A 22,511-nucleotide genomic window follows, 5' to 3' on the forward strand; every position below is an offset into this window, starting at 1 on the left:
CCGCCATTGCGCCATCCCGCCGTCATTGCGGCGGGCTGCGCCGCACCCAGCCGTGCCAGATTCCCGCCGCCGTGGGAATGGCCAGGCAGACGCCGGCCAGCATGTCGCCAAAGCCGCCGTCGCTGAACAGGGCCGAGACCAGGCCGATGGCCGTCAGCACGCCCAGTGCGATGGGCCAGCCCCAGAGGGCGAGAAAGCCCCGGTGTTGCGCGCCGCTCATGCCGTGATCTCCTTGCCGCGCGGCGCGGGTTGCGGGGCCGGCACGCTCTTGCCTTTTTTGACCCACAGGTACAGGCCCGTGCCCAGCACGATGATGCTGGCGATGTCCAGCAGCGCCCAGAGGATCTGCATGGCCCGCCCGCCGTAGTCGCCGAAGTGCAGCGGCTGGGACACCAGCAGCGCCGTCAGATACCAGGGCAGGGCGGGCGCGGCCGTGACCTGGGCGGTCTTGGCGTCCACCAGCACGGGCAGGAACAGGCGCGAGGTCAGGGGCTCGTTGCCGCGCAGGAAGAAGGTGTGGTGGTGCGGGCTGGAGAACGTGGTGCCGGGGAAGGCGATGAAGTACAGCTTGGTGCCTGGCACCTGCTGCTGGGCGGCCTGCAGCGATTGCTGCAGCGAGGCGCGCTCCGCCACCGGGACCGTGTCCTGGCCCTGGTAGGGCGCCAGCACGCTGCTGAGCTGGTCATGCTGCCAATACTTGATCAGCAGGTCGGCCCAGGTATTGATCATGCCGGTGGCGCCCACCACGAACAGCCACACCAGGGTGACGATGCCCAGCAGGTTGTGCAGGTCCAGCCACTTCAGGCGCGGCTGGCGCGTGCGGCGCACGGTGCCGAAATCGAGCTTGCGCATGAAGGGCGCGTACAGCACCACGCCGCTGACGATGGCGATCAGCAGCAGCAGCCCCATGAAGCCCAGGAACAGCTTGCCCGGCAGCCCCGCGAACAGGTCCACGTGCAGCTTGAACATGACCCACATGAAGCCCTGGTCGAAGCGCGGCTGGGCCAGCAGTTCGGCCGTGCGCGCATCGACCACCACGGAGCGGAAATCGTCCGTGGGCGCCGGCGTGGGCGTCATGGTGACGAACCAGAGGTCGTCGGTGTCGTCGGACTTGGAGACGAACTGCACCACGCGGTCCGGGTGCTGGGCGCGGGCCACCTCCAGCACCTTGTCCAGGCTGGCATGGGGCGTGCCCTGGGGCATGGGCGGGGCCTCCACCTCGGTGCCCAGCAGGTGGCCGATTTCGTGGTGGAAGATCAGCGGAAGGCCGGTCAGGCACAGCAGCAGCATGAAGACGGTGCAGACCAGGCTGCTCCATTTGTGCAACCAGGCCCAGGTTTTGATCGTGTGGCTTTGCATGGGGTGTTTTTTTCTCTGACAGAAGGGGGCCTGCGGCCCCCGCCATCACCGCGCCCCCGGCGCCATGCCGGGGGCGGGGCGGTTGCCGGTGGCCGGGGGCTTAGAAGTCCACTTGTGCCGACAGCATCAGCGTGCGCGGCGCGCCCGTGGTGGTGTAGCCGGCGGCAGTCACCCAGTAGCTCTTGTTGCTGACGTTCTCCAGGCTGGCGCGCAGCACCACCGGCTTGCCGGCCACGTGGGTGCGCAGGCGTGCACCCAGGTCCAGGCGTGTCCAGCCGGGCATGCGCAGGATGTTGGCCGCGTCGTAGTACATGGACGAGGTGTGGATCACGCGACCGTTCAGGCTCAGACCCTCCACCCAGGGCGTATCCCAGTCCAGGCCCAGGTTGAAGGTGCGCTCGGGCACGCCGTTGGCATCGTTGCCCTGGTTCACGCCGCCTGCCGTGCGCGAGAGCTTGGCGTTGTTGAAGGCCGCGCTGGCCAGCAGGCGCAGGCCCTTGTGGATCTCGCCGTAGGCGGTCAGCTCCAGGCCGCGGTTGCGCGTCTCGCCGCCGAAGCTGTAGACATTGGTCACCGGGTCGGTCATGGAGCCCGGGCGCTGGATCTGGTAGAGCGCGGCCTGCGTGGTCATGCGGCCCCAGTCCACCTTCACGCCCACTTCGTACTGCTTGGACTTCTGCGGCGCGAACACCTGGCCGGCATTGGCCGTGTTGGGCCCGGCCGTGCCGCCTGCCGACAGGCCCGCCGTGTAGTTGGCGTAGACCGAGACATTGTTCTGCGGCTTGAACACCACGCCGGCCAGCGGCGTCACGGCGCTGGCCTTGTACAGCGTGGTGCCGCTGGCGTTCTTCTGGTCGATGGTCTGGTCGCGCAGGCCCACGGTCACCAGCACGCGGTCGCTGAACAGCGCCATGGTGTCGGCCAGCGCCAGGCTGTGCTGCGTCAGCTCGGCGTTCTTGGTGGGCGCGCCGCGCACGAAGTCGATGGCCGGCAGGGGCGAGGGGTTGTAGATGTTGGAGGGGACGGCTTTGGTGGTCAGCTGGTAGAAGTAGCCGCTCTCGCGGTCCATGTAGTTGGCCGCGGCCACCACGGTGTGGCCGATGGCGCCGGTCTTGAAGCGCGTGCGCAGGCCCACGTCGGCCGAGGTGGTCTTGTTGAACTCGTCGTAGAAGCCGTTGCGCACCGTGAAGTTGCCCAGCGAGTCGATGCGCTGCACGGCCGTGGGGAAGCTCTGGTCGCTGGACACATCGCTGTAGCCCACGCCGCCGTAGACGGAGGTGTTGGCGTTGATGTCGTATTCCACGCGCGAGATCACGGTCTTGGCCTTGTCCAGCAGCTCCGTGCCCGGGTTGAAGTTGGTGCGGCTGTCGGGCACGGCGGGCACCTGGGTGATGCCGGCCAGGAAGGCGCTTTGCGGGCGGAATTCCGTGGTCTTGCCGCTGGTGGTCAGCGCGTCCAGCGACCAGCGCAGGCCCTGGCCTTCGTAGTCCAGGCCCACCGAGGCCAGGCCCAGGCGCTGGCGGCCGCCGTCGATGTTGCCTTCGCCGTTGCGCCACACGCCATTCACGCGCACGCCCCACTGGTTGTCTTCGCCAAAGCGGCGGCCCACGTCCAGGTGGGTGCCGAACTGGGCCTTGCCCATGTAGGTGGCGGTCAGGCGGTTCAGCGGCACATCGCCCGCGCGCTTGGTCACCACGTTGATGCTGCCGCCGATGCTGCCGCTGGGACCCACGCCATTGGTCAGCGAGCCGGGGCCCTTGAGCACTTCCACGCGCTCGATCACCTCCAGCGGCAGGCGCGTGGAGGGCGACAGGCCGTACAGGCCGTTCACCGACACATCGCGCATGGACAGGGAAAAGCCCCGCACCTGGAAGTCATCGCCATAGCCGCCGCGCGCCTGCAGGGTGCGCACCGAGGCGTCGTTCATCACCACGTCGGCGATGGTCAGCGCCTGCTGGTTCTCGATCAGCTCCGAGGTGTAGTTGGTCGTGCTGAAGGGCACGTTCATCTGGTCGGTCTTGCCCAGAATGCCCAGGTCGCCGCCGCGCGCGATCTGGCCGCCGGCATAGGTCTTTTGCAGTCCGCCAATGGCCTCGGCCTGGTCGCTCACCGTCACCTCCTTGAGGGCCGGGCCCTCGGCCGTCTGGGCCGCCACGCCCACGGCGGCCAGGGCCAGGCCGGCGCCCAGGCATTGGCGGATCAGGCGCGTGAGGGGATGGGGAGCGAAGCGGAAGTCCGCAGGAGTGCTGTGGTGCGTCATGGCAGTCATGTGCAAAGGTTGGAAAAACCGTGAAGAAAAACCGGGGAAGAAAAACAGGGAAAGGAGGGCAGGCCGGCCGTGGCCCTAGAAGCGCGCGCGCAGCGACACCGTGACGTTGCGCGGATCGCCGTAGTAGTTGTTGAAGTAGGTGCTGTTGGGCGAGAACTTGGCGTAGTAGCGCTTGTCCAGCAGGTTGCTCACGTTCAGCTGCAGCGAGTAGGTGTCGTCCAGGCGGTAGGCCAGCAGCGCGTCAAAAAGCGCATAGCCACCCTGGCGGGTGGTGACATCGCCCACGCTGGCGTAGGCATCGCTTTGCAGCCGCACGCCGGCGCCTGCGGTCCATCCCTGCAAGGGCCCCTTGAAGCGGTGGCTGGCAAACAGGCGCAGCGCATGGCGCGGGTCCACGGGCCGCAGCGGCTGGCCCACGTTGGCCTCGGAGGCGTCGCGCAGGTACCTGGCCTGGGTGTAGGTGTAGCCGGCCAGCACCTGCCAGCCCGGCGCGGGCTCGCCGGACAGCTCCAGCTCCCAGCCCTGGCTGCGGCTCTTGCCGCCGGCCATGAAGCAGTGGCTGGTCGGGTAGTACGGCAGGCAGGGCATGGCCGATGCCGTGTCCTGCATGGCGCTGCCCACGCGCTGGATGCGGAACACCGACACGCTGGCCTGCAGCCGGCCGTTCATGAAACTGCCCTTGAGCCCGGCCTCCAGGTCCTCGCCCCGGGCGGGCGCCAGGATGCTGCCGTCGGCGGTCTTCTTGTCCTGGGGGCTGAAGATCTCGCTGTAGCTGGCATAGGCGTCGAGCGTGTCCGACAGCGCATGCACCAGGCCCGCATAGGGCGTCAGCTCGCGGCGCACGCTGTAGCCGCTTTGGGCATTGCCGGGTTCGAGATAGCTCCACCAGCTCAGGCGCGCACCGGCAATGGCGGTGAGCGAGTCGGTCAGCGACAGCCGGGCCCGCGCGAATCCGCCGTACTGGTGGATGTGGGACACGGGCGATGAATAGGTGTTGCCGTTGCCCTCGCTGTAGAAGGGCTCGGGGTAGCTGGTGTACGGATTCCAGCCGCGGATGTCCACATTGCGCAGCGGGCTCACGCCCCAGTAGCCCGTGGCCCCCGTGCTGCGGATGCGCTGCAGGTCGGCGCCCAGCGACAGCTCGTGCCTGCGGCCCAGGGCCTCGAAGGGGCCGCTGGCCAGCAGGCTCAGCGCGTTCTGCGTGCTGCCGTCGCCGCCATAGATGGAGGTGCTCACGTCGAACAGGTAGGGATTGCTGTCGCTGGCCCTGGAAAACGAGGTCTGCTTGAACCCGTCCGACCGAAACCGCGTGTGCGCCGCCTGGGCCTTCAGTTGCCAGCCGCTGTCCATCCGGTGCTCCAGCTCGGCAAAGGCCTGCTGGTTGTGGCGGTCCCAGGTATTCCAGGGCGTGCCCAGGTAGGTGCTGCGCGGCAGGCCGAGCTGGCTGCCGTCGGCGGCGGCAGGCAGGCCGCCCCAGGAGCCCGTGGCTTGCAGGTCCGTGTGCTGCAGGCCGGCCGTGAGCGTGGTGCGCGGCCCCAGGTCCGCCTCCAGCACGCCGTACAGGCCCAGGCGCTTTTCCTTGCGCGCGGTCTGGAACGATGCCTTGTCGTCCGCCAGCGCCACCAGCCGGCCGCGCAGCGTGCCGGCTGCGTTCAGAGGGCCGGACAGGTCGGCCTCCATGCGCTGGCGGTCCCAGGAACCCAGCGTCAGCGCGGCCGAGCCCTGCCATTGCGCCGTGGGCCGCTTGCGCACCATGTTCACCATGGCCGAGGGCGAGCCCGCGCCACGCAGCAGGCCCGTGGCGCCGCGCAGCACCTCCACGCGGTCCAGCATGGCCATGTCGGGCTGGATGAAGGTGGAGGCCGAGGCCACCTGGTTCACATTGAGCCCGTCCACCTGCAGCGAATCGATCTGGTAGCCGCGCGAGTAATAGGCGATGCGCTCGCTGTCGATGTACTCCACCGTCACGCCCGGCGTGTGCTGCAGCACGGCATGCAGGTCGGGCAGGGCCTGCTCGTCCAGCCACTGGCGTGTGAGCACGGTCACGGGCTGCGGGATGTCGCGCACCGACTGAAGCCCCTTGTAGCCCGTGACCAGGCTGGCCGCGTAGCTGTCCGATGCCTCGGTCGTGGCACTGGCCGGCGCCGTGGCCCGGACCGTGACCGTGCCCAGCGTCTGCCCGCCGATGCCCGAGGCCGCCGCTGGCAGCGGCCGCAGCGTATAGACGCCGCTGGACTCGCGCACGGCCTGCAGCGCCGTGCCCTGCAGCAGCCTGGCAAAACCGTCTTCCACGCCATAGCTGCCCTGCAGCCCCGGGGACTGCAGCCGGCCCAGCTGCGCGGCATCAAACGACAGCGCAACGCCAGCCTGGTTGGCGTACTGCGCGATCACATGCGTGAGCGGGCCGGCCGCAATCGAAAAGCTGCGCTGGGCTGCCTGGCCGGCCTGGGCGGACGGCGCCGCATGGACGCAGTCCGCTGCCGTGGCAACCAGCATCGCCACCCCCAGCACCGCTGCCACCCCAGCCATCCCCATGGACGCAGGCCAGCCCCGGGCGGCTGCAAGGCCGTCCTGGGGCTGGTGGGGGAGGGGGCGGGGCATGGGGCTGGGAAAAGTGGTGTGACTCCCCGTATGCCGAACAAGCCCTGCCCATCCTGCAAGTTCGGCTGGACTTTTTTTGCGCCGCTGCTGAGATTTTCTCCGTTACTTTCCGTTGATCACCAGGTGGATTAAGGCTGGATTGCTATGGTTTTATTTTTCAATCAATGCCTCAGGACACCACCACCGGCCTGGGCTGGCGCGTCCCCGCCAGCGCCAGGCCCGCGAACAGCATCAGCATCAGGCCGTAGGCATAGGTGACCGGCAACAGGCCGAAGCGCGCGGCGGCCATGCCCGCTGCGATGGCCGGCACGCTGAACGCCAGGTAGCTGGCGATGTAGATGGCCGAGATCAGGGCGCCGCGCTCGTGCGGCTCGGCCAGCGGGATCACGCTGCGCAGCGCGCCCTGGAAGCCCACGCCGAAGCCCGCGCCCGCCACCACCGAGGCGCCCAGCACCAGGGGCAGGCTTTGCAGATGGGCGCCGACCAGCAACAGGGCCACCCCGGCCAGCAGGCCGCTGCCGCCGAACTGCAGCATGGCGCGCGGCGCACGGCTGCGCAGCGTCCAGATGGCGGCGGCGGCGCTCAGCGTGTTGATGCACACGGCAAAGCTGGCGGCGACCTCCGAGCCCGTGACCGAGCGGATCATCGACGGGCCCAGCGACAGGTAAAAGCCCCCCAGCGCCCACACCGTGATGCTCATGGGCAGCACGCGCATGAAGTCGGCCCGGGCCTGGCCCGGAATCCGCACGCGCGGGCGCATGGCGGCCAGTGCGCCGGGGCGGCGCGCGCCCGTCTCGGGCAGCACGGCCATGGCGGCGGCCACGGCCACGAAGATCAGCGCCATGAGCCAGAACACCAGGCCCAGCTGCTGGCGCCACAGCTGCGCGAACTCGCCCGCCACGACAATGCCCGCCGCCATGCCGACCATGGGCGCCATGGTGCTCACCAGCGTGCCGCGCTCGCGGTGCAGGTCCAGCAGCGCCGCGCCCATGGCCGCACTGGCCATGCCGGTGGCAAAGCCCTGCAGCACGCGCGCCAGCACCAGGGCCTGCACGTCGCCCGCGCGGGCGAACACCGCCAGCGAGACGATCTCCAGCACCAGCGCCGCCAGGATCACGGGCTTGCGGCCCAGGTGGTCCGACAGCGCGCCCGTGGTGAGCAGGGCCAGCAGCAGGCTCAGCGCATAGACCGCGAAGACCAGGGTCAGCATGCCGGAGGAAAAGCCCCAGTCCTGCTGGTAGAGCCGGTACAGCGGCGTGGGCGCGCTGGAGGCGGCGAAGAAGCTGCCCAGGCCGAAGGCCAGGACGGCCAGGCTGCGGCCGGGCCGGGCAGCGGGAGTGGAGTTGGATGGTTGCAGTACCGACATGGTTAAGAGCCCTGCTGCACAATTAATGCAAAGTTTTTGCGTTAGCGAATTCTGCGCTTGTGCGCTGCTAACGCAAATTTTTAGCTTTAATAACCATGAGCACGCAAGTCCCATCCCTTTCCAAAACAGGCGGTCCCGCCCGTCCCGGCGGACGCAGCGCGCGCATCCAGGCCACGGTCTACCAGACCGTCAAGGGCCTGCTGGAAACCATGCCGCGCGAGGAACTGAGCTTTCCGCTCATCGCCGCCCAGGCGGGCGTGACGCCGTCCACCCTCTACCGGCGCTGGGGCGACATACAGCAACTGCTGGCCGATGTGGCCGTGGAAATCATCCGGCCCACGGCGCCGCCGCTGGACACGGGCACGCTGGAGGGCGACCTGCTGGCCTGGGCCGAGCAGTTCCTGGAGGAATCGGCCTCGCCGCTGGGCCGCACCATGCTGCGCGACATGGCCGCCGCAGCGGGCAACGAGCACACGCCCTGCGCGTGCGTGGAAATCCTGCGCGGGCAACTGGCGCAGATCGGCGAGCGCGCAGCGCGGCGTGGCGAGGCGATGCCCGCTGCGGACACCCTGATCGACGCGCTGGCCGCACCCATCGTCTACCGCGTGCTGTTCGACCTGCCGCCGTCCCTGGAACACGTGCAGGCACGGGTGCGCGGCCTGCTGCAGGCTGAAACGGCCTAGCCCTTCAGCGCCCGCGCCAGCACCTCGAAGATCCGCGCATCCGCGCACTGCGCCACATTGAAGCGCAGGAAATCGCCCGCGCTCTGCGACTGGCTGAAGGCATTGCCGGGCGCCAGCACCACGCCATCTTCCAGGCAGGTGCGCGCAAGCGCCGTGGCATCCATGCCCCCGGGCAACTGGCACCACAGGAACATGCCGGCCTGCGGCACCAGCCAGGGCTTCATGCCCAGGGCCTGCAGCCGCGCGGCCGTGCGTTCCATCTCCTGCGCCAGCCGCAGCCGCACGGACTCCATGTGCCTGCGGTAGCCGCTGTCGGTCAGCGTGCGCAGCACGATGTCGGCGGCCATGCGCCCGCCGCCGAAGTTGGTGGCGATCTTCAGGTCCGCCAGGTCCTGCGTCCAGTCGGGCCGTGCCGCGATGAAGCCGCAGCGCAGCGAGGCCGACACCGTCTTGGAGAAGCTGCCGATCTGGATCACGCGCGACAGGCCGTCGAAGGCCGCCAGCCGGGGCGCCGCATGGGTCTCCAGGTCGCAGAAGATGTCGTCCTCCACGATCACCAGGTCCGAGCTGTCGGCCAGCTTCAGGATGCGGTGCGCCACCAGTGGCGACAGCGTGGCGCCCGTCGGGTTGTGGATGGCCGAATTGGTGATGTACAGGCGTGGCGAGTGGGCCTGCAGCGCGTCGGCGAACCGGGCCACGTCGGGCCCCTGCGGCGTGTAGGGCACGCTCACGGCCTGCACGCGGTGCGCCTTGAGCAGCGCATGGAAATTGAAATAGCAGGGGTCGTCGATCAGCACCGTATCGCCGGGCTCCAGCAGGAAACGGCAGACCAGGTCGATGGAGTGCGTGCCCGACTCCGTCAGCAGGATCTGCTCGGGCGAGGTCTCCAGCCCCATGGCGGCCATGCGCCGCGCCAGCAGGCGGCGCAGTGCCGGGTGGCCCAGCGGCGTTGCGTACTCCGTCAGCTCCAGCGTGCCCGAGCGCGCCAGGGAGCGCAGCGCGCGGCGCACGCCTTCCTCGTACAGCCATGAAGGAGGCAGCCAGCCGCAGCCCGGCTTGAGCGCGTGGGCATCTGCCTGCAGCGACTGGCGGGCCAGCCACAGGGGGTCGACCTCCCTGTCCACGCGCGGACCGATACCGCCCAGCGCCAGCGGCGCCACCGGCCCCGCCACATAAAAGCCCGAGCCCGGGCGCGAGGCGATCACCCCCTCGGCCGCCAGCCGCTCATAGGCCTCCACCACCGTGGACACCGACACCTGCATGGCCTGCGCCTGCGCGCGCACCGAGGGCAGGCGCGTGCCGGGCAGGTAGGTGCGCGCGGCGATGCGCGACTGGATCTCTTCCATCACCGCCTGGATGCGTGTGCCGCTGCGCATGGCTGTTCTCTCTCCTGTAGTGGATTTTTGTGCATAACAGTTCTTTTGAATTGTATTGGACTGTCTATGGAAGATCCGGCCGTGCAATGGCCCACTGCCTGCTGCAAACCAAGGAGCTTTTGATGGACAAGACAAGCAGCGGGTGGATCAACGGATTCATCGGCGTGGCGATCTTTGCGGGATCGCTGCCGGCCACCCGCGTGGCGGTCGCCGACCTGGACCCCACCTTCCTGACCTGTGCGCGCGCCAGCATCGCGGCATTGCTGGCCCTGGCCATGCTGCTGGCGCTGCGCCAGCCCCGGCCCGCGCGTGCCGACATGCCTTCGCTGGCGCTGAGCGCGCTGGGCGGCGTGGTGGGCTTTCCGCTGCTGACCGCGCTGGCGCTGCAGTACGTCACCTCGGCGCATTCCATCGTCTTCGTGGGCCTGCTGCCCCTGTCCACGGCCGTGTTCGCCGTGCTGCGCGGCGGCGAGCGCCCGCGCCCGGCCTTCTGGCTGTTCTCGCTGGCGGGCGCGGCCTTCGTGGCCGGCTATGCGGCCGTGGGCGGGGCCGGGGGCTCGCTGCGCGGCGACCTGCTGATGCTGGCCGCCATCATCGTCTGCGGCCTGGGCTATGCCGAGGGCGCGCGCCTGTCGCGCACGCTGGGCGGCTGGCAGGTCATCAGCTGGTCGCTGGTGCTGGCCCTGCCCGTCATGCTGCCGGCCGCCCTGATCAGCATGCCGGCATCGCTGGCCGATGTGGGCCGGCCCGCATGGCTGGGCCTGGCCTATGTCTCGTTGTTCAGCATGCTCATCGGCTTTGTGTTCTGGTACCGGGGCCTGGCCCAGGGCGGCATTGCGGCCGTGGGCCAGATCCAGCTGCTGCAGCCCTTCATGGGCCTGGGCCTGGCGGCCCTGCTGCTGCACGAGCAGGTGAGCTGGGGCATGGTGCTGGTCACCATGGCGGCCGTGGTCTGCGTGGCCGGGGCGAAGAAGTACGCGCGCTGAGCCCGTCCGGTGCGGGGCGTGGTGCGGGGGAGCGATGCAGGGCGGTCAGCGCCCGGCCTCGCGCATCACCTGCTGCGCGAACTCTGCGGCCGAACCCTCGAACGGCTGGTTGCTGGCCGCCTCCAGCCGGCTGCGGATGGCCGGCGCGCGCAGCGCCTGGGCCACCGCAGCATTGATGCGCTGGGCCAGCGCTGGCGCCATCTGCGGCGGCGCGAACAGGCCGAACAGCGAATCCAGGTTGGCCTGCGCATGGCCCAGCTGCGCCAGCGTGGGCACATCGGGCAGGGCTGCCAGCCGCTGCGGCGCGCCCACGGCCAGGGCCTTGAGGCGGCCCGCGCGCAGCGCCTGCAGCTGCAGCGGCGCCACATTGGTGGACAGCAGCTCGAAATGCCCGGCCAGCGCATCGTTGAGCTGCTGGCCCCCGCCCTTGTAGGGCACATGCACGATGGGAATGCGCGTGGCCTGCTCTATGCGCTGCAGCACGGCGTGGCCCGTCGTGCCCTCGCCCGTGGTGGCCCAGCGTATGCCGCCGGGCATGCCGCGCGCCTCGGCCAGCATGCCCTCGAAATCTGCGGCCTTCAGCGCCGGCGTGCCCACCAGCAGCATGGGCGTGCGCATCACGCCGGCCACGGGGGTCACGGAGGCTGCGGCCAGGCCCACGGCGGTGGCGGCGGCAAAGACCAGGGTGCGGCCGTCGGGCGCGCTGCGCGCCAGCAGCTCCAGCGCCACGGTGCCGCTGGCGCCGGGGCGGTTGTCCACGATCACGGGCGTGCCCCATTGCTGCGCCAGTTGCTCGGCCAGGGCGCGGGCCACCATGTCGCTGACACCGCCTGCGGGGTAGGCCACCACGATCCGCACGCTGGCGCCCGGCCAGGCAGGCCGGGCCGGCAATGCCTGGGCGGGCCAGGCCAGCGCGCAGGCGCCCGCCGCCAGCAGGGCGCGCCGGCCGGTATCGGTGCCTTGCGGTGCCCGCATGCCTCAGCCGCCCGGCGCCTGGTGGCGCTGCGCCAGCTCGCGCGCCAGGGCGATGAAGGTGGCCGCGGGTCCTGCGCCGCCGGTTTCCGTGCCGGCCTCGCGATGCACCAGGGTGAGCGGGGCGCTCAGCCGCACGGCGGGCTCGAAGGCGCGGTAGACCACGGCCTCGGGATGGGCGCCGCGCACCGAGGCCGGCACGATGGACAGGCCCACGCCCGCCGCCACCAGGTTCACATTGGTCATCATGCGTTCCACCTCGGCGGCCACCTCCACCTGTACCTTGTGCCGGGCGCACAGCGCCAGCAGGTTCGCATACAGCCCCGGCGCGCCCGTGCGCCGCACAAGGATCAGGCGCTCGCCATCGAGCTGCCTGAGCGCCACGGGCCGCGATGCATCGCGCGCCAGCCGGTGGTCCACGGGAATGGCCAGCAGCGCGGGCTCCTGCAGCAGCGTCTCGAACACCAGGCCTTCGGGCCGGGCCACCGGCACGCGCAGAAAGCCGCAGTGCATGCGCCCGGCCTGCACGGCCTCGGTGATCTCGGCGGCATTGTTCTCGCTCACATCCAGCGCAATGTCGGGATGGCGGCCACGGCACAGGCGCAGCACCTCGGGCGTGAAGGCATGGGCCGCCGCCGAGCTGGTGAAGCCCACATGGATGCGCCCGCGCTCGCCGCGCGCAAAGGCCTGCATGCGGTCGCGCATGGCGGTGAAGTCGGCCAGCAGCCGCGTGGCCTCGCCCTGCAGCTCCAGGCCCGCGTCGGTCAGGTCCACGCCCTTGTGGTGGCGCCGGAACAGGGCAATGCCCAGCTCCTCCTCCAGCGCGCGGATCTGCTGCGACAGCGGCGGCTGCTGCATGCCCAGCAGTTCGGCCGCGCGCGTGATGTGGCCGGTATCGGCCACGGCCAGGAAGTAACGGAGATGGCGCAGTTCCATATATGTGAAAAGTATCCAGCCGATATCCTAAAAATCTTTGAAATATTGGACAAGCCTCTACAGAATCCGGTCCAGTCACCGATGCGACCGCTTGACGCGGCGCGGCAGGTGACTTCCAACAAGAAGCCAAGACAGGAGACAAGACATGCAAGCATCCGCGTATTTCCCCCTGCGTCCCGCCAGCGCCTCGCTGCTGGCCGCGCTCGCCCTGGCCGGCTGCGGCGGCGGCTCGGCCGTGCTGCACGGGCCGGTCACCTCCATCGAGACCGCGCCCAAGAGCACGGCCTGCCCTGCCGAGATTCCTGCAGGCGTCAGCTGCTGGGCCGGGCAGGACTCCAAGGGCGCCTACTACCTGATCGCCAAGCCCGCGCAGTGGAACGGCACCCTTGTGCTGCACGCCCACGGCGGCCCGGACCTGGCCGCGCCCACCGCCGACCGTGCGGCCGAAGACCTGGTGCGCTGGTCCATCATGGTGCGCGCAGGCTACGCCTGGGCCGGCTCCACCTACCGCCAGGGCGGCGTGGAAGTGCGCGCCGCCGCAGAGGACACCGAGCGCCTGCGCGGCATCTTCCGCCAGCATGTGGCCAAGCCGCAGCGCACCATCCTGCACGGCCAGTCCTGGGGTGCGGGCGTGGCGGCCAAGGGCGCGGAAATGTTCAACGAGCAGACCGTGGGCGAGCGCCCCTACGACGGCGTGCTGCTCACCAGCGGCGTGCTGGGCGGCGGCACCCATGCCTATGACTTCCGCACCGATCTGCGCGTGGTCTACCAGTACCTGTGCGGCAACCACCCGCGCCCCAATGAGCCGCAGTACGCGCTCAACCTGGGCCTGCCCGCAGACGCCAAGATGCGCCAGGCCGACGTGGCCCTGCGCGTGAACGAATGCCTGGCGCTGGACAAGCCCGCCGCCCAGCGCACGGCCGCGCAGCAGGCGAAGATCGACACCATCACCAAGGTCATCAAGATCCCCGAAAGCGCCATCCAGTCGCACATGAACTGGGGCACCATGCACTTCCAGGACATCTCGGCCAAGCGCACGGGCGGCGCCAGCCCCTTCGGCAACGAGGGTGCGGTCTATGCCGGCTCGGCCGACGATGCCGCGCTCAATGCCGGCGTGCTGCGCTACCGCGCCGACCCTGCGGCCTACCGCAAGTTCGCCGATGACACCGACCCCTTGGGCAAGATTGGCGTGCCGGTCCTCTCGGCCAAGTGGATCAGCGACCCCACGGCCTTCGTGGAGCTGGATGCGCGGTTTCGTGCGGTGATGCAGCAGGGCGGCAGTGGGGACCGGCTGGTGCAGACCTTTACGCGGCAGGGGACGCACAGCTATATCAGCGATGCGACCTATCCCACGTTGATGACTGCGTTGATGCAGTGGGTGGAGGCGGGGGTGAAGCCGACTGCTGCGGGGATTGCTACGGCCTGTTCTGCTAATGAGGCCAAGTTTGGGGTGGGGTGTAGTTTTGATGCGGCTTATGTGCCGGCTTCTTTGAGTACTCGGGTGCCTGAGAGGCAGCGGCCTTCTTTGCAGTGAGCGGGTTTTTTCCCTGCAACGGGTTAGTTTTTGACCCTGCCGGGTGGTTGTTTTTCGGGGCCGGGTCTCGGCCCGGCGGCCGACCTACCTTTCTTTGATTCGTCAAAGAAAGGTAGGCCAAAGAAAGACGACCCGGATGTCCGCGACCCCTTCGCTGCGCTGCGGGGCAACCTGCGTCGGGCCGCCTGCGGGGTTCGCCGCAGAACTCACTGCGCGCTGCGCGCTCCGTTCAGACAACTGCGGCGAGTCAGATGACGAAGCAGTCCTGTCCTTCGGCAGGACTGCAACCCCGCAGGCGGCCCGACGCAGGCGCTGACATACGGGGAGTTTGCTCGGGCCTTCGCTGCGCTCGGCCTGGGGTTTTTTAGCGGGGCATGTTGGTTCTGGTGGCGGGGGCCAGTTGCGCCGCGAACTCGCGCGCCGCTGCACTGTAGCTGGCGCCTCGGCGCCACAGAAGGCCTGCCGTGCGGATGAGTTGGGGGGCGACCAGGTGGATGGCCACCATGTCCGTGGCCTGCTGGGCGGCGCGTTCGGGGACGATGGTGGCCATGTCGCCCCAGCGGCACAGCGCGATCAGCGATTCCACCGAGCCCATTTCCGCGCGCAGCAAGGGCGTGACGCCTGCGGTGCGCAGCCCGTCCTCGATCAGGCTGCGCGTGTAGAACGTGCGCGGCAGCAGGGCAAGCGGCACGCCGGCCAGCGACTTGACGGACAGCGTGCGGCGCCCGGCCAGCGGGTGCGATGGGTTGACCAGCAGCATCATGCGTTCGTCGAACAGCGGCAGCGCGTCCAGCTCGGCGCGCTGGGGCGGGTGAAAGCTCACGCCCAGGTCCAGGCTGCCGTCCAGCAATCCCTGCTCCACGGGCGGGGCCAGCAGCTCGATCACCACCACGTTGACCTTGGGATAGGCGCGCATGAAAGCCGCCACGGCCGGGGCGACCAGGGTGTTGAGGAAGGTGGGAATCACGCCGATGGTCAGCGTGCCGGTCTGCAGCTCGCTGAGGTCGGCCAGCGCCATGCGCCCGGCCTCCACCTCATGCAGCGCACGCTCCGCATAGTTGCGGAACACCACGCCGGCCTGCGACAGCTTCAGCCCCCGGCCAATGCGCTCGAACAGCGCCATGCCCAGCTCCTCCTCCAGCTGGCGCAGCCCATGCGAGAGCGTGGACTGCGTGACATAGAGGTTTCTGGCCGATGTCGTCAGGTGCTCGGTCTTGGCGATATCGACAAAGTAGCGCAGCTGGCGCAGTTCCATGGGTGAAGGCAAGGGGGTGTTCGGCGGGCCAGTTTCTCACAGAGATACGGGCACGCCGCACAGTTCACTCGCCGTCGTCCTGGTCCACGAACTCCACCAGCTCCGGCAGCATCTCCAGCTGCTGGATGGCATCCTTGAGCCGCAGGCCGAAGCGTGATTCCGGCCGCCCGAAGGCGCCCTGCGCCAGCCGCAGCGCCGCCGTTGCCTTGATCCACTCCACCTCGAAGGCATAGCGGTCCGCGTGCTGCTGGACACTCATGCGCTTGATGTGCTCCAGCGCCAGCTCCACGGCGCAGTCCACATCGACTTCGCTGTCGTCCCTGTCGGGATCGTCGACCATCAGTTCGATCAACTGCTGCAGCGTGCTGTGCACCAGGCCCAGCGAGGCGTGCATGGCCTGCCGCCAGGTGGGAAGAAAAGGTGGTTGGGGAGAAGACGCCTGTGCGGCGATGAGAGGGTGCATAACTTGGTTCCTGCGTGAATCAAGAGAACCACTCGCTACCCTACGACAGGCGACGGGTGGACGGGATGTTCGTAACACGCACGCAGACGTGCGGCCATCCTTGCGGGTAGGCCCATCCCGTCCAAAACCGATCGAAGCGAATGCGTGCTGACGCACCCGCCCCAGGTATCTGGACATGACAAAGCCCCTTTAAGGTGGGGGCTGCACCTCTACGTGTTTGGTGTTACGACACACCAAGCCTTTCGGCTCGCCGCAAGTTTAACGGCTGCGTATCAAGAAACCAGGCCGAGCGCAGCGAAGGCCCGAGCAAACTCCCCGTATGTCAGCGCCTGCGTCGGGCCGCCTGCGGGGTTGCAGTCCTGCCGAAGGACAGGACTGCTTCGTGATCTGACTTGCTGCGGTTGTCTGAGCGGAGTTCACGCAGTGAACGCAGCGAGTTCCGCAGCGAACCCCGCAGGTGGCCCGACGCAGGTTGCCCCGCAGCGAAGCGAAGGGGTCGCGGACATCCGGGTCTGTACGTGTCAAGGACATGGGTAACAACTCAGCTCACAGACATGGGTAACACTTCAAGCTCACATAGTCCTTCTGGGGTCCTCGCACATCCTCTTCGTTGAAGCAGCCCAGTCGCACCGGCCCCAGATACACATCCCACTGGCCAGCGGCCACCTCCTGCATCCCGATCCACTGCCCCGCCAGCAGGTAGCCGATGTAGACCCGCAGCGCTCGCCAGTAAATCAGGCCGTTGTGGCTGACTCGAACTCGTTCCCAATGCTTCGGGTACTGCAGCTCCGGTAGCTTTGAGGGGTATGGCCTGGCCGAGTCGCTGTAATGCTGGGCCGGCATGCTTTGCTGCAAGGCCTCATGCGGGCGCTGCTGGTTGTAGTGCTCCACAAAGGCATCGAGCTGCATCTGCAATGCCGCTTTGTCCGCCGCAGGCTCTTTGCCCAGGGCATGCTTGAGCGTGCGGTGCATCCGCTCGTGGCGACCGTTTTGCTGTGGCTTGCCCCTCTCGATGCGCTCCGGCCTGATGCCCAGCCTTATCCACCATATCGCCAGGCGTGACAGGCCCGCCACGCCAGTAGTCGCGAACGGCGGACCGTTGTCACTGCGTATGCGCTCGGGCAGTCCGTATTGCCGAAACACCTGTTCGAAGCTGCGTTTGGCATCCTCGTAGTTGGGGCTGTCGTAGACATGCACGGCCAGCAAATAGCGGCTGGCGTGGTCCATGATGGTCAATGGATAGCACCAGTGACCATCGGCTGTCTTGAACTGGCCTTTGTAGTCTGCACTCCACACCCCATTGGGCTGCTTGCTCGTTCGCAAGGGCTGGGCCGTCGGCACCGAGCGTCTGCGTACACGCCTGCTGCAAACAAGCCCCTCAGCCTTCAGCACGTTGTAGATGGTGGTTTTGCTGGGTGTCTCCTGTGGGCCCCAGCGCTGCAGGAGCAAAGCGTGCAGCTTCTTGGGCCCCATCTGTGACCTTTGCTGCGTGCGCAGCTCAATGATGGCCCGGCGCTGTGCATAGCTGATCGCCTGATTGTTCCCGTGGGGCCTGCGACTGCGTTCTTGCAATCCATCCATGCCCAGTTGGCGGTAACGCTCAACCCACTTGTAGGCCGTCTTGCGGCTGATGCCGTAGCGCCTGCACAGCTCGCTCAGCGGCGCACCACCGCGCAGGTGGTCGGCTATGAAGAGCAGTTTCTCGTCCATGGGTGCGCACTCCTTCCAGGGCATGGTGATCGCTCCTTGGCTGCTGTTGGCTCCAGCTGCCAAGCTTGGATCTGTTACCCATGTCCTTGTACTGATGTGTCACCTATGAGTGTGAGTCGTACCGGTCGCCTTTTCTTGGCCTACGTTCTTTTGGCGAAGCAAAAGAAGGTAGGTCGGCCGCCGGGCCGAAACCCGGCCTCGAAAAGAAACCCCCCGGCAGGGACAAAAAACAGCACCTGACCAAGACCAGAACAAGCCCCCCACCTGTCACACCCCTGTAAACCCCCACCAACAAACTCCCCCCTTCACCACCCCCACAAAAACCACATGCCGCTGAGCAACCTCCCCACATTGCAATCCCTGCTCCTGTCCCGCCGCCTGGCGCTGAGCGTCCTGGCCAGCGCCGCGCTGGTAGCCGCCTGCGGTGGCAGCGACAGCAACGACAGCACGACGCCCCCGGTGGCCAGCCAGCCCGCGACGGCCACGCTGGCGGTGCTGGAGACCACGGATCTGCACTTCAACGTGCGCAGCTATGACTATTTCAAGCTGGCCGAGGATGCCTCCTACGGCTTCGAGCGCACGGCCACGCTGGTGCGTGCGGCGCGCAAGGAGTTTGCCAATACGCTGCTGGTGGACAACGGCGACACCATTCAGGGAACGGCCCTGGCCGATTACGAGGCCGAGGTGGCCAAGATCCCCTGCACGCAGCAGCTGTCCATGTACAAGGCCATGGGCGCGCTGGGCTTCGATGCAGGCACGCTGGGCAACCATGAGTTCAACTACGGCCTGCCCTTCCTGAACCAGGTGCTGGGCGGCGGCCTGGACGTGGACGGCGTGGACAAGGCGCTCAAGTGCGCGGGCAATGGCTTTCCCATGGCGCTGTCGAATGTCTACAGCAGCAAGACCAAGCAGCCGCTGGTGCAGCCCTACGTGATTCTGGAGCGCAAGATCGCGGCCAAGGACAAGGATGGCAAGGCGGTGGAGCTGCCCATCAAGATCGGCGTGATCGGCTTCACCACGCCGGGCATCATGAACTGGGACAAGCGCTATCTGGAGGGCAAGCTCTACACCGAAGGCGCCGTGGAGTCCGCCCAGAAGTACCTGCCCGAGATGCGCGCCAAGGGCGCCGATGTGGTGGTGGCCATGCTGCACGGCGGCCTGGATGGCGCGGCCTACTCGCCGACGATGGAGAACCCCGGCCTGCACCTGAGCAAGGTGGCCGGCATCGACGCCATGGTCATGGGCCACCAGCACAGCGTGTTCCCCGATGCGGCGGCCACGCCGGCGTTCACGCAGGCGGGCGTGGACAACAAGGCGGGCACCATCAACGGCGTGCAGTCGGTGATGGCCAGTTCCTGGGGCAAGGCGCTGGGCGTGATCCAGCTGGCGCTGAAGTGGGACGGCAAGCAGTGGAGCGTGGACAAGAGCGCGGGCAAGAGCGAGCTGCGCAATATCCAGACCGGCAAGGACGCCGCAGGCAAGGCCACCTACGTGGCCGTGGACCCGACGGTGGCGCCGCTGATCGAGAGCCAACACCAGGCCGCCATCCAGTACGTGAAGACGCCCATCGGCAGCACGGACTTCCGCATGAGCACGCTGTTCGCCGATGTGGGCGACCCGGGCGCCATCCAGATCGTCAACCAGGCGCAGCGCGACTATGTGGCCGACTATGTGAAGGCCAGCCTGCCGCAGTACGCGCAGCTGCCCGTGCTGTCGGTGAGCGCGCCGTTCAAGTCGGGCTTCCAGGGCGGCGCCGACTACACCGACGTGGCCGTGGGCCCTCTGGCCATCTACAACGCGGCCGACCTGTACCTGTACCCCAACACCGTGTATGCGGTGAAGGTGAATGGCGCCGACATCAAGGACTGGCTGGAGGCCGCTGCCAAGCGCTTCAACCAGATCGATCCGGCCAAGACGGGTGAGCAGCAGCTGATCAGCACCTTCCCGGGCTACAACTTCGACATGTTCACCACGGCCGATGTGCAGTACGAGATCGACGTGACCCAGCCCGTGGGCAGCCGCATCAAGAACCTGCAGTACCTGGGCAAGGCCATCGACCCGGCGCAGGAGTTCGTGATCGCCACGAACAACTACCGCGCCACCAGCGGCAAGAGCTTCATCGCCAAGCTCGACGGCTCCAGCGCCATCTGGGCCTCGCCGGACGCCAACCGCGACGTGGTGATCGGCTACGTGCGCAAGAAGGGCAGCATCACGCGCGCTGCCAATGGCGCGGCCAAGAGCTGGCGCTTCACCAAGGTGGCCACCTCGGCCAACGTGGTGTTCAGCTCCGGCGCCAACGCGCTGCCGGTGGCGCAGGCGGCGGGCCTGGCCAACATCTCGCTGGTGGCGGCCGATGACGGCTCGGGCAAGGGCACGTCCAAGTACCGCCTGGATCTGTCGAAGTAAGTTCCGGCAGGCAAGCAACAAAAAAGCCCCGTGCATCTGGCACGGGGCTTTTTTGCTTGTGCCGAACGGGCTTCAGCGCGCAGGCGGCAGCTCGAAGACCAGGCAGGTGGTCGTGGCGTGGGCGTAGAGCGTGCCATCGGGGCCGACCAGGCGCGCCTCGGCCGTGGCCAGCTGGCGGCCGCAGTGCAGCACGCGGCCTTCGGCGCGCACGCGCGGCACGCGCGGGGTCAGGGCCTTGACCAGGTTCACCCCCAGCTCGGCCGTGGTGTAGCCCCGGCCCGGCGGCATGCAGGTGTGGACGGCGCAGCCCAGCGCCGAGTCCAGCAAGGTGGCGAACCAGCCGCCGTGCACCGTGCCCATGGGGTTGAGGTGGTTGGCGCCGGGGCGGCCCTGGAAGACGGCGCTGCCTTCGCCCACGGAAATCAGCATGAAGTCCAGCGTGCGTGCAATGGGAGGGTAGGGCAGTTCGCCGCGCAGCATGGCCTGCATCAGCTCCAGCCCGCTGCGGCCTGCGACCTGGTCGGGGCGCGATACGCCTGCGCCGGGGCCGGCGTCCAGCCGGAGGGTGACCGCCTGTTCCTCGTCCAGCCAGGCTTGCAGGGCAGGGGAGATGGCGCTGGAGGTGGCGCCGGAGGTGAGGCTGTGGGCGGCCTGCTCCGGGGAGTGGGTGCGGGTGTCCATGGAATGTCTCTCTTTCATTGGGAAAAATGCGGGCGCCAGGCTGTCTGGGATGGCGGTGTGGATATTATTGTATCTACAACAGTTGTATATGCAATAATCTGCGCCATGCCAGTGAATCCAGACATCCTCGCCGTGCCCCAGGGCTGCACCAACCACCGCGTGCGCCAGCTCATGCGCAGCGTGGGCCAGGTGTATGACGCCCATCTGAACGAGACGGGGCTGCGCATCACGCAGTATTCGCTGCTCAGCCACGTGCTGGCCGCCGGTCCGGTGCGGCCCTCGGACCTGGCGCGGCGCATGCGCATGGACGCCTCGACGCTGACGCGCAACCTCAAGCCGCTGATCGACGCCGGCTGGGTGCGCATGGGCCAGGGCGAGGACCAGCGCAGCCGCCTGGTGCACATCACCGACGCGGGCCAGGCCAAGCGCGAAGAGGCCAAGCAAAGCTGGAAGACCGCACAGAACGAGCTCAACGCCCGCGTGGGCCTGGAGCGCGTGGCGGCCCTGCATGCGCTGATCGACGAATGCCTGGTGCTGCTCGATGGCGATGGCAACGCTGCAGACGGCCCGCAGGCGTAGGCCCTACCGAATTCCCAACCCCCGAAGAGACTTCCATGCTCTCCAACTCCACGGCGCGCTGGCTGCAGCGGCGCGGCATCCACTACGGCTGGCTGGTCGCGGCCATCACTTTCCTCACCATGCTGACCATGTCGGCCGCGCTGGGCCTGCCGGGCGCCATGCTGCAGCCGCTGTCGCGCGAGTTCGGCTGGAGTACGGAGCAGATTTCGAGCAGCCTGGCGCTGCGCTTTGCGCTGTTCGGCCTGCTGGGGCCGTTTGCGGCCGTGATGATGGAGCGCTTCGGCCTGCGTGCCGTGATGTGCATGGGCCTGGCCCTGGTGGGCGGCGCCATGGCGATGGTGACGCAGGCCACGCAGCTGTGGCATCTGTTTTTGCTGTGGAGCCTGCTGCTGGGCATGGGCACCGGCCTGACGGCGCTGGTGCTGGGCGCCGTGGTGGCCAACCGCTGGTTTGCGGCGCGGCGGGGCCTGGTCATCGGCGTGCTCACGGCCAGTGCGGCCACGGGGCAGCTGGCTTTCCTGCCGCTGGCCGCCTGGATGATCGAGCACTGGGGCTGGCGCTCGGCCACGGTGCCGGTGTTCGCGGCCAGCGCCTTGATTGCCGTGCTGGCCCTGCTGTTCGTGCGGGACCGGCCTTCGGACCTGGGCCTGGCGCCCTTTGGCGGCGATGCCTCGGCCCCGCCGCCGCCGGCCATGGCCATGAACTTCGGCACGCCCTTCAAGGTGCTGGCCGAGGCCGCGCGCAACCGCACCTTCTGGCTGCTGGCGGGCACCTTCTTCATCTGCGGCCTGTCCACCAACGGCCTGGTGCAGACGCACTTCATCTCGCTGTGCGGCGACAATGGCATGGGCGCGGTGCCCGCCGCGTCGGTGCTGGCCATGATGGGGGCCTTCGACTTCGTGGGCACCGTGCTGTCGGGCTGGCTGTCGGACCGCTACGACAACCGCAAGCTGCTGTTCTGGTACTACGGGCTGCGCGGCCTGTCGCTGTTCTGGCTGCCGCATTCGGAGTTCACCTTCTACGGCCTGGGCCTGTTCGCCATGTTCTACGGGCTGGACTGGATCGCCACGGTGCCGCCCACGGTCAAGCTCACGGCCCAGCATTTCGGGCCGCAGAAGGTGGGGCTGGTGTTCGGCTGGATCTTCGCGGCCCACCAGCTGGGCGCGGCCACCGCTGCCTGGGGCGCGGGCCTGACGCGCACCCTGCTGCTGACCTATACGCCCGCGCTGTATGCGGCCGGCCTGGCCTGCCTGGTGGCTGCGGTGATGGCGCTGGTGATAGGGCGGGCGCGCAAGGCGGCGGCGGTGGCCGCGGCCTGAACCCCATCACCGTTCA

18 protein-coding genes are annotated in these 22,511 nt (G+C 68.3%); 6 read left to right on the forward strand and 12 right to left on the reverse strand.

Translation table 11 applies throughout. The annotated features are described in order from the left end of the window. Positions 1-22 precede the first annotated feature (22 nt). From CLV01_RS09010 to CLV01_RS09030, 5 genes are all read right to left on the reverse strand, one after another. On the reverse strand, positions 23-220 hold the full coding sequence (locus CLV01_RS09010; RefSeq protein ID WP_034390825.1) for a hypothetical protein: 198 nt from the start codon (positions 218-220) through the stop codon (positions 23-25). Beyond that, positions 217-1,359 carry a PepSY-associated TM helix domain-containing protein gene (locus CLV01_RS09015; protein ID WP_034390826.1) on the reverse strand — a complete coding sequence of 381 codons (1,143 nt, stop codon included), beginning with the start codon at positions 1,357-1,359 and terminating at the stop codon, positions 217-219. Before CLV01_RS09015 ends, CLV01_RS09010 begins: the two co-directional genes overlap by 4 nt. Positions 1,360-1,459: 100 nt before the next feature. Then, entirely contained in the window at positions 1,460-3,628 is a 2,169-nt protein-coding gene (locus CLV01_RS09020) for a TonB-dependent receptor (protein ID WP_043796444.1), read from the reverse strand. Positions 3,629-3,703: 75 nt separating this feature from the next. Next, on the reverse strand, positions 3,704-6,229 hold the full coding sequence (locus CLV01_RS09025) for a TonB-dependent siderophore receptor (protein ID WP_099734502.1): 2,526 nt from the start codon (positions 6,227-6,229) through the stop codon (positions 3,704-3,706). A gap of 169 nt (positions 6,230-6,398) precedes the next feature. After that, positions 6,399-7,595 (reverse strand): MFS transporter, encoded by a 1,197-nt coding sequence (locus CLV01_RS09030; protein ID WP_013803871.1) that lies wholly within the window; start codon positions 7,593-7,595, stop codon positions 6,399-6,401. A 95-nt stretch (positions 7,596-7,690) separates the two neighbouring features. Here CLV01_RS09030 and CLV01_RS09035 point away from each other — a divergent pair, with 95 nt between their 5' ends. After that, a complete protein-coding gene (locus CLV01_RS09035; protein ID WP_012203814.1) occupies positions 7,691-8,278 on the forward strand; it encodes a TetR/AcrR family transcriptional regulator in 588 nt (195 codons plus the stop codon). On the opposite strand, the gene CLV01_RS09040 is transcribed toward CLV01_RS09035, so the two are convergent. Then, on the reverse strand, positions 8,275-9,654 hold the full coding sequence (locus tag CLV01_RS09040) for an aminotransferase-like domain-containing protein (RefSeq protein WP_099734501.1): 1,380 nt from the start codon (positions 9,652-9,654) through the stop codon (positions 8,275-8,277). The two genes, CLV01_RS09035 and CLV01_RS09040, sit on opposite strands and share 4 nt — an antisense overlap. A gap of 122 nt (positions 9,655-9,776) precedes the next feature. On the opposite strand from CLV01_RS09040, the gene CLV01_RS09045 reads away from it, so the two are divergent. Further along, positions 9,777-10,640, forward strand: a complete 864-nt coding sequence (locus CLV01_RS09045; RefSeq protein ID WP_043825296.1) for a DMT family transporter — start codon at positions 9,777-9,779, stop codon at positions 10,638-10,640. Between the two features lie 45 nt (positions 10,641-10,685). On the opposite strand, the gene CLV01_RS09050 is transcribed toward CLV01_RS09045, so the two are convergent. After that, positions 10,686-11,615, reverse strand: coding sequence for a tripartite tricarboxylate transporter substrate binding protein (locus CLV01_RS09050; protein ID WP_097203289.1), 930 nt, complete (start codon positions 11,613-11,615; stop codon positions 10,686-10,688). Positions 11,616-11,618: 3 nt separating this feature from the next. After that, complete coding sequence (locus CLV01_RS09055; protein ID WP_099734500.1) at positions 11,619-12,548, reverse strand: LysR family transcriptional regulator; 930 nt, start codon at positions 12,546-12,548, stop codon at positions 11,619-11,621. 145 nt (positions 12,549-12,693) lie between these two features. Between CLV01_RS09055 and CLV01_RS09060 the strand changes: the two genes are divergently transcribed. Next, on the forward strand, positions 12,694-14,082 hold the full coding sequence (locus CLV01_RS09060; protein ID WP_099734499.1) for a hypothetical protein: 1,389 nt from the start codon (positions 12,694-12,696) through the stop codon (positions 14,080-14,082). Positions 14,083-14,446: 364 nt separating this feature from the next. Here the strand turns inward: CLV01_RS09060 and CLV01_RS09065 are convergent, their stop codons facing one another. From CLV01_RS09065 to CLV01_RS09075, 3 genes are all read right to left on the reverse strand, one after another. After that, the gene (locus tag CLV01_RS09065; RefSeq protein WP_016450106.1) at positions 14,447-15,337 is read right to left on the reverse strand and encodes a LysR substrate-binding domain-containing protein; all 891 of its coding nucleotides are present in this window, start codon (positions 15,335-15,337) and stop codon (positions 14,447-14,449) included. Positions 15,338-15,401: 64 nt separating this feature from the next. Continuing rightward, positions 15,402-15,800, reverse strand: coding sequence for a hypothetical protein (locus CLV01_RS09070; RefSeq protein ID WP_047325991.1), 399 nt, complete (start codon positions 15,798-15,800; stop codon positions 15,402-15,404). Between the two features lie 546 nt (positions 15,801-16,346). After that, on the reverse strand, positions 16,347-17,534 hold the full coding sequence (locus tag CLV01_RS09075; RefSeq protein WP_012202886.1) for an IS481 family transposase: 1,188 nt from the start codon (positions 17,532-17,534) through the stop codon (positions 16,347-16,349). Between the two features lie 303 nt (positions 17,535-17,837). On the opposite strand from CLV01_RS09075, the gene CLV01_RS09080 reads away from it, so the two are divergent. After that, positions 17,838-19,916 (forward strand): bifunctional 2',3'-cyclic-nucleotide 2'-phosphodiesterase/3'-nucleotidase, encoded by a 2,079-nt coding sequence (locus CLV01_RS09080; RefSeq protein ID WP_043824823.1) that lies wholly within the window; start codon positions 17,838-17,840, stop codon positions 19,914-19,916. A 72-nt stretch (positions 19,917-19,988) separates the two neighbouring features. On the opposite strand, the gene CLV01_RS09085 is transcribed toward CLV01_RS09080, so the two are convergent. Next, positions 19,989-20,597: a PaaI family thioesterase gene (locus tag CLV01_RS09085; RefSeq protein WP_099734498.1), complete on the reverse strand. Its 609-nt coding sequence runs from the start codon at positions 20,595-20,597 to the stop codon at positions 19,989-19,991. Between the two features lie 105 nt (positions 20,598-20,702). Between CLV01_RS09085 and CLV01_RS09090 the strand changes: the two genes are divergently transcribed. After that, entirely contained in the window at positions 20,703-21,176 is a 474-nt protein-coding gene (locus tag CLV01_RS09090; protein ID WP_071954544.1) for a MarR family winged helix-turn-helix transcriptional regulator, read from the forward strand. Between the two features lie 35 nt (positions 21,177-21,211). Next, a complete protein-coding gene (locus CLV01_RS09095) occupies positions 21,212-22,495 on the forward strand; it encodes an MFS transporter (RefSeq protein WP_099734497.1) in 1,284 nt (427 codons plus the stop codon). Positions 22,496-22,511: the final 16 nt, after the last annotated feature.

The organism is Delftia sp. 60, assembly GCF_002754395.1.
In the GTDB taxonomy this organism is placed as follows: Bacteria; Pseudomonadota; Gammaproteobacteria; order Burkholderiales; family Burkholderiaceae_C; genus Comamonas; species Comamonas acidovorans.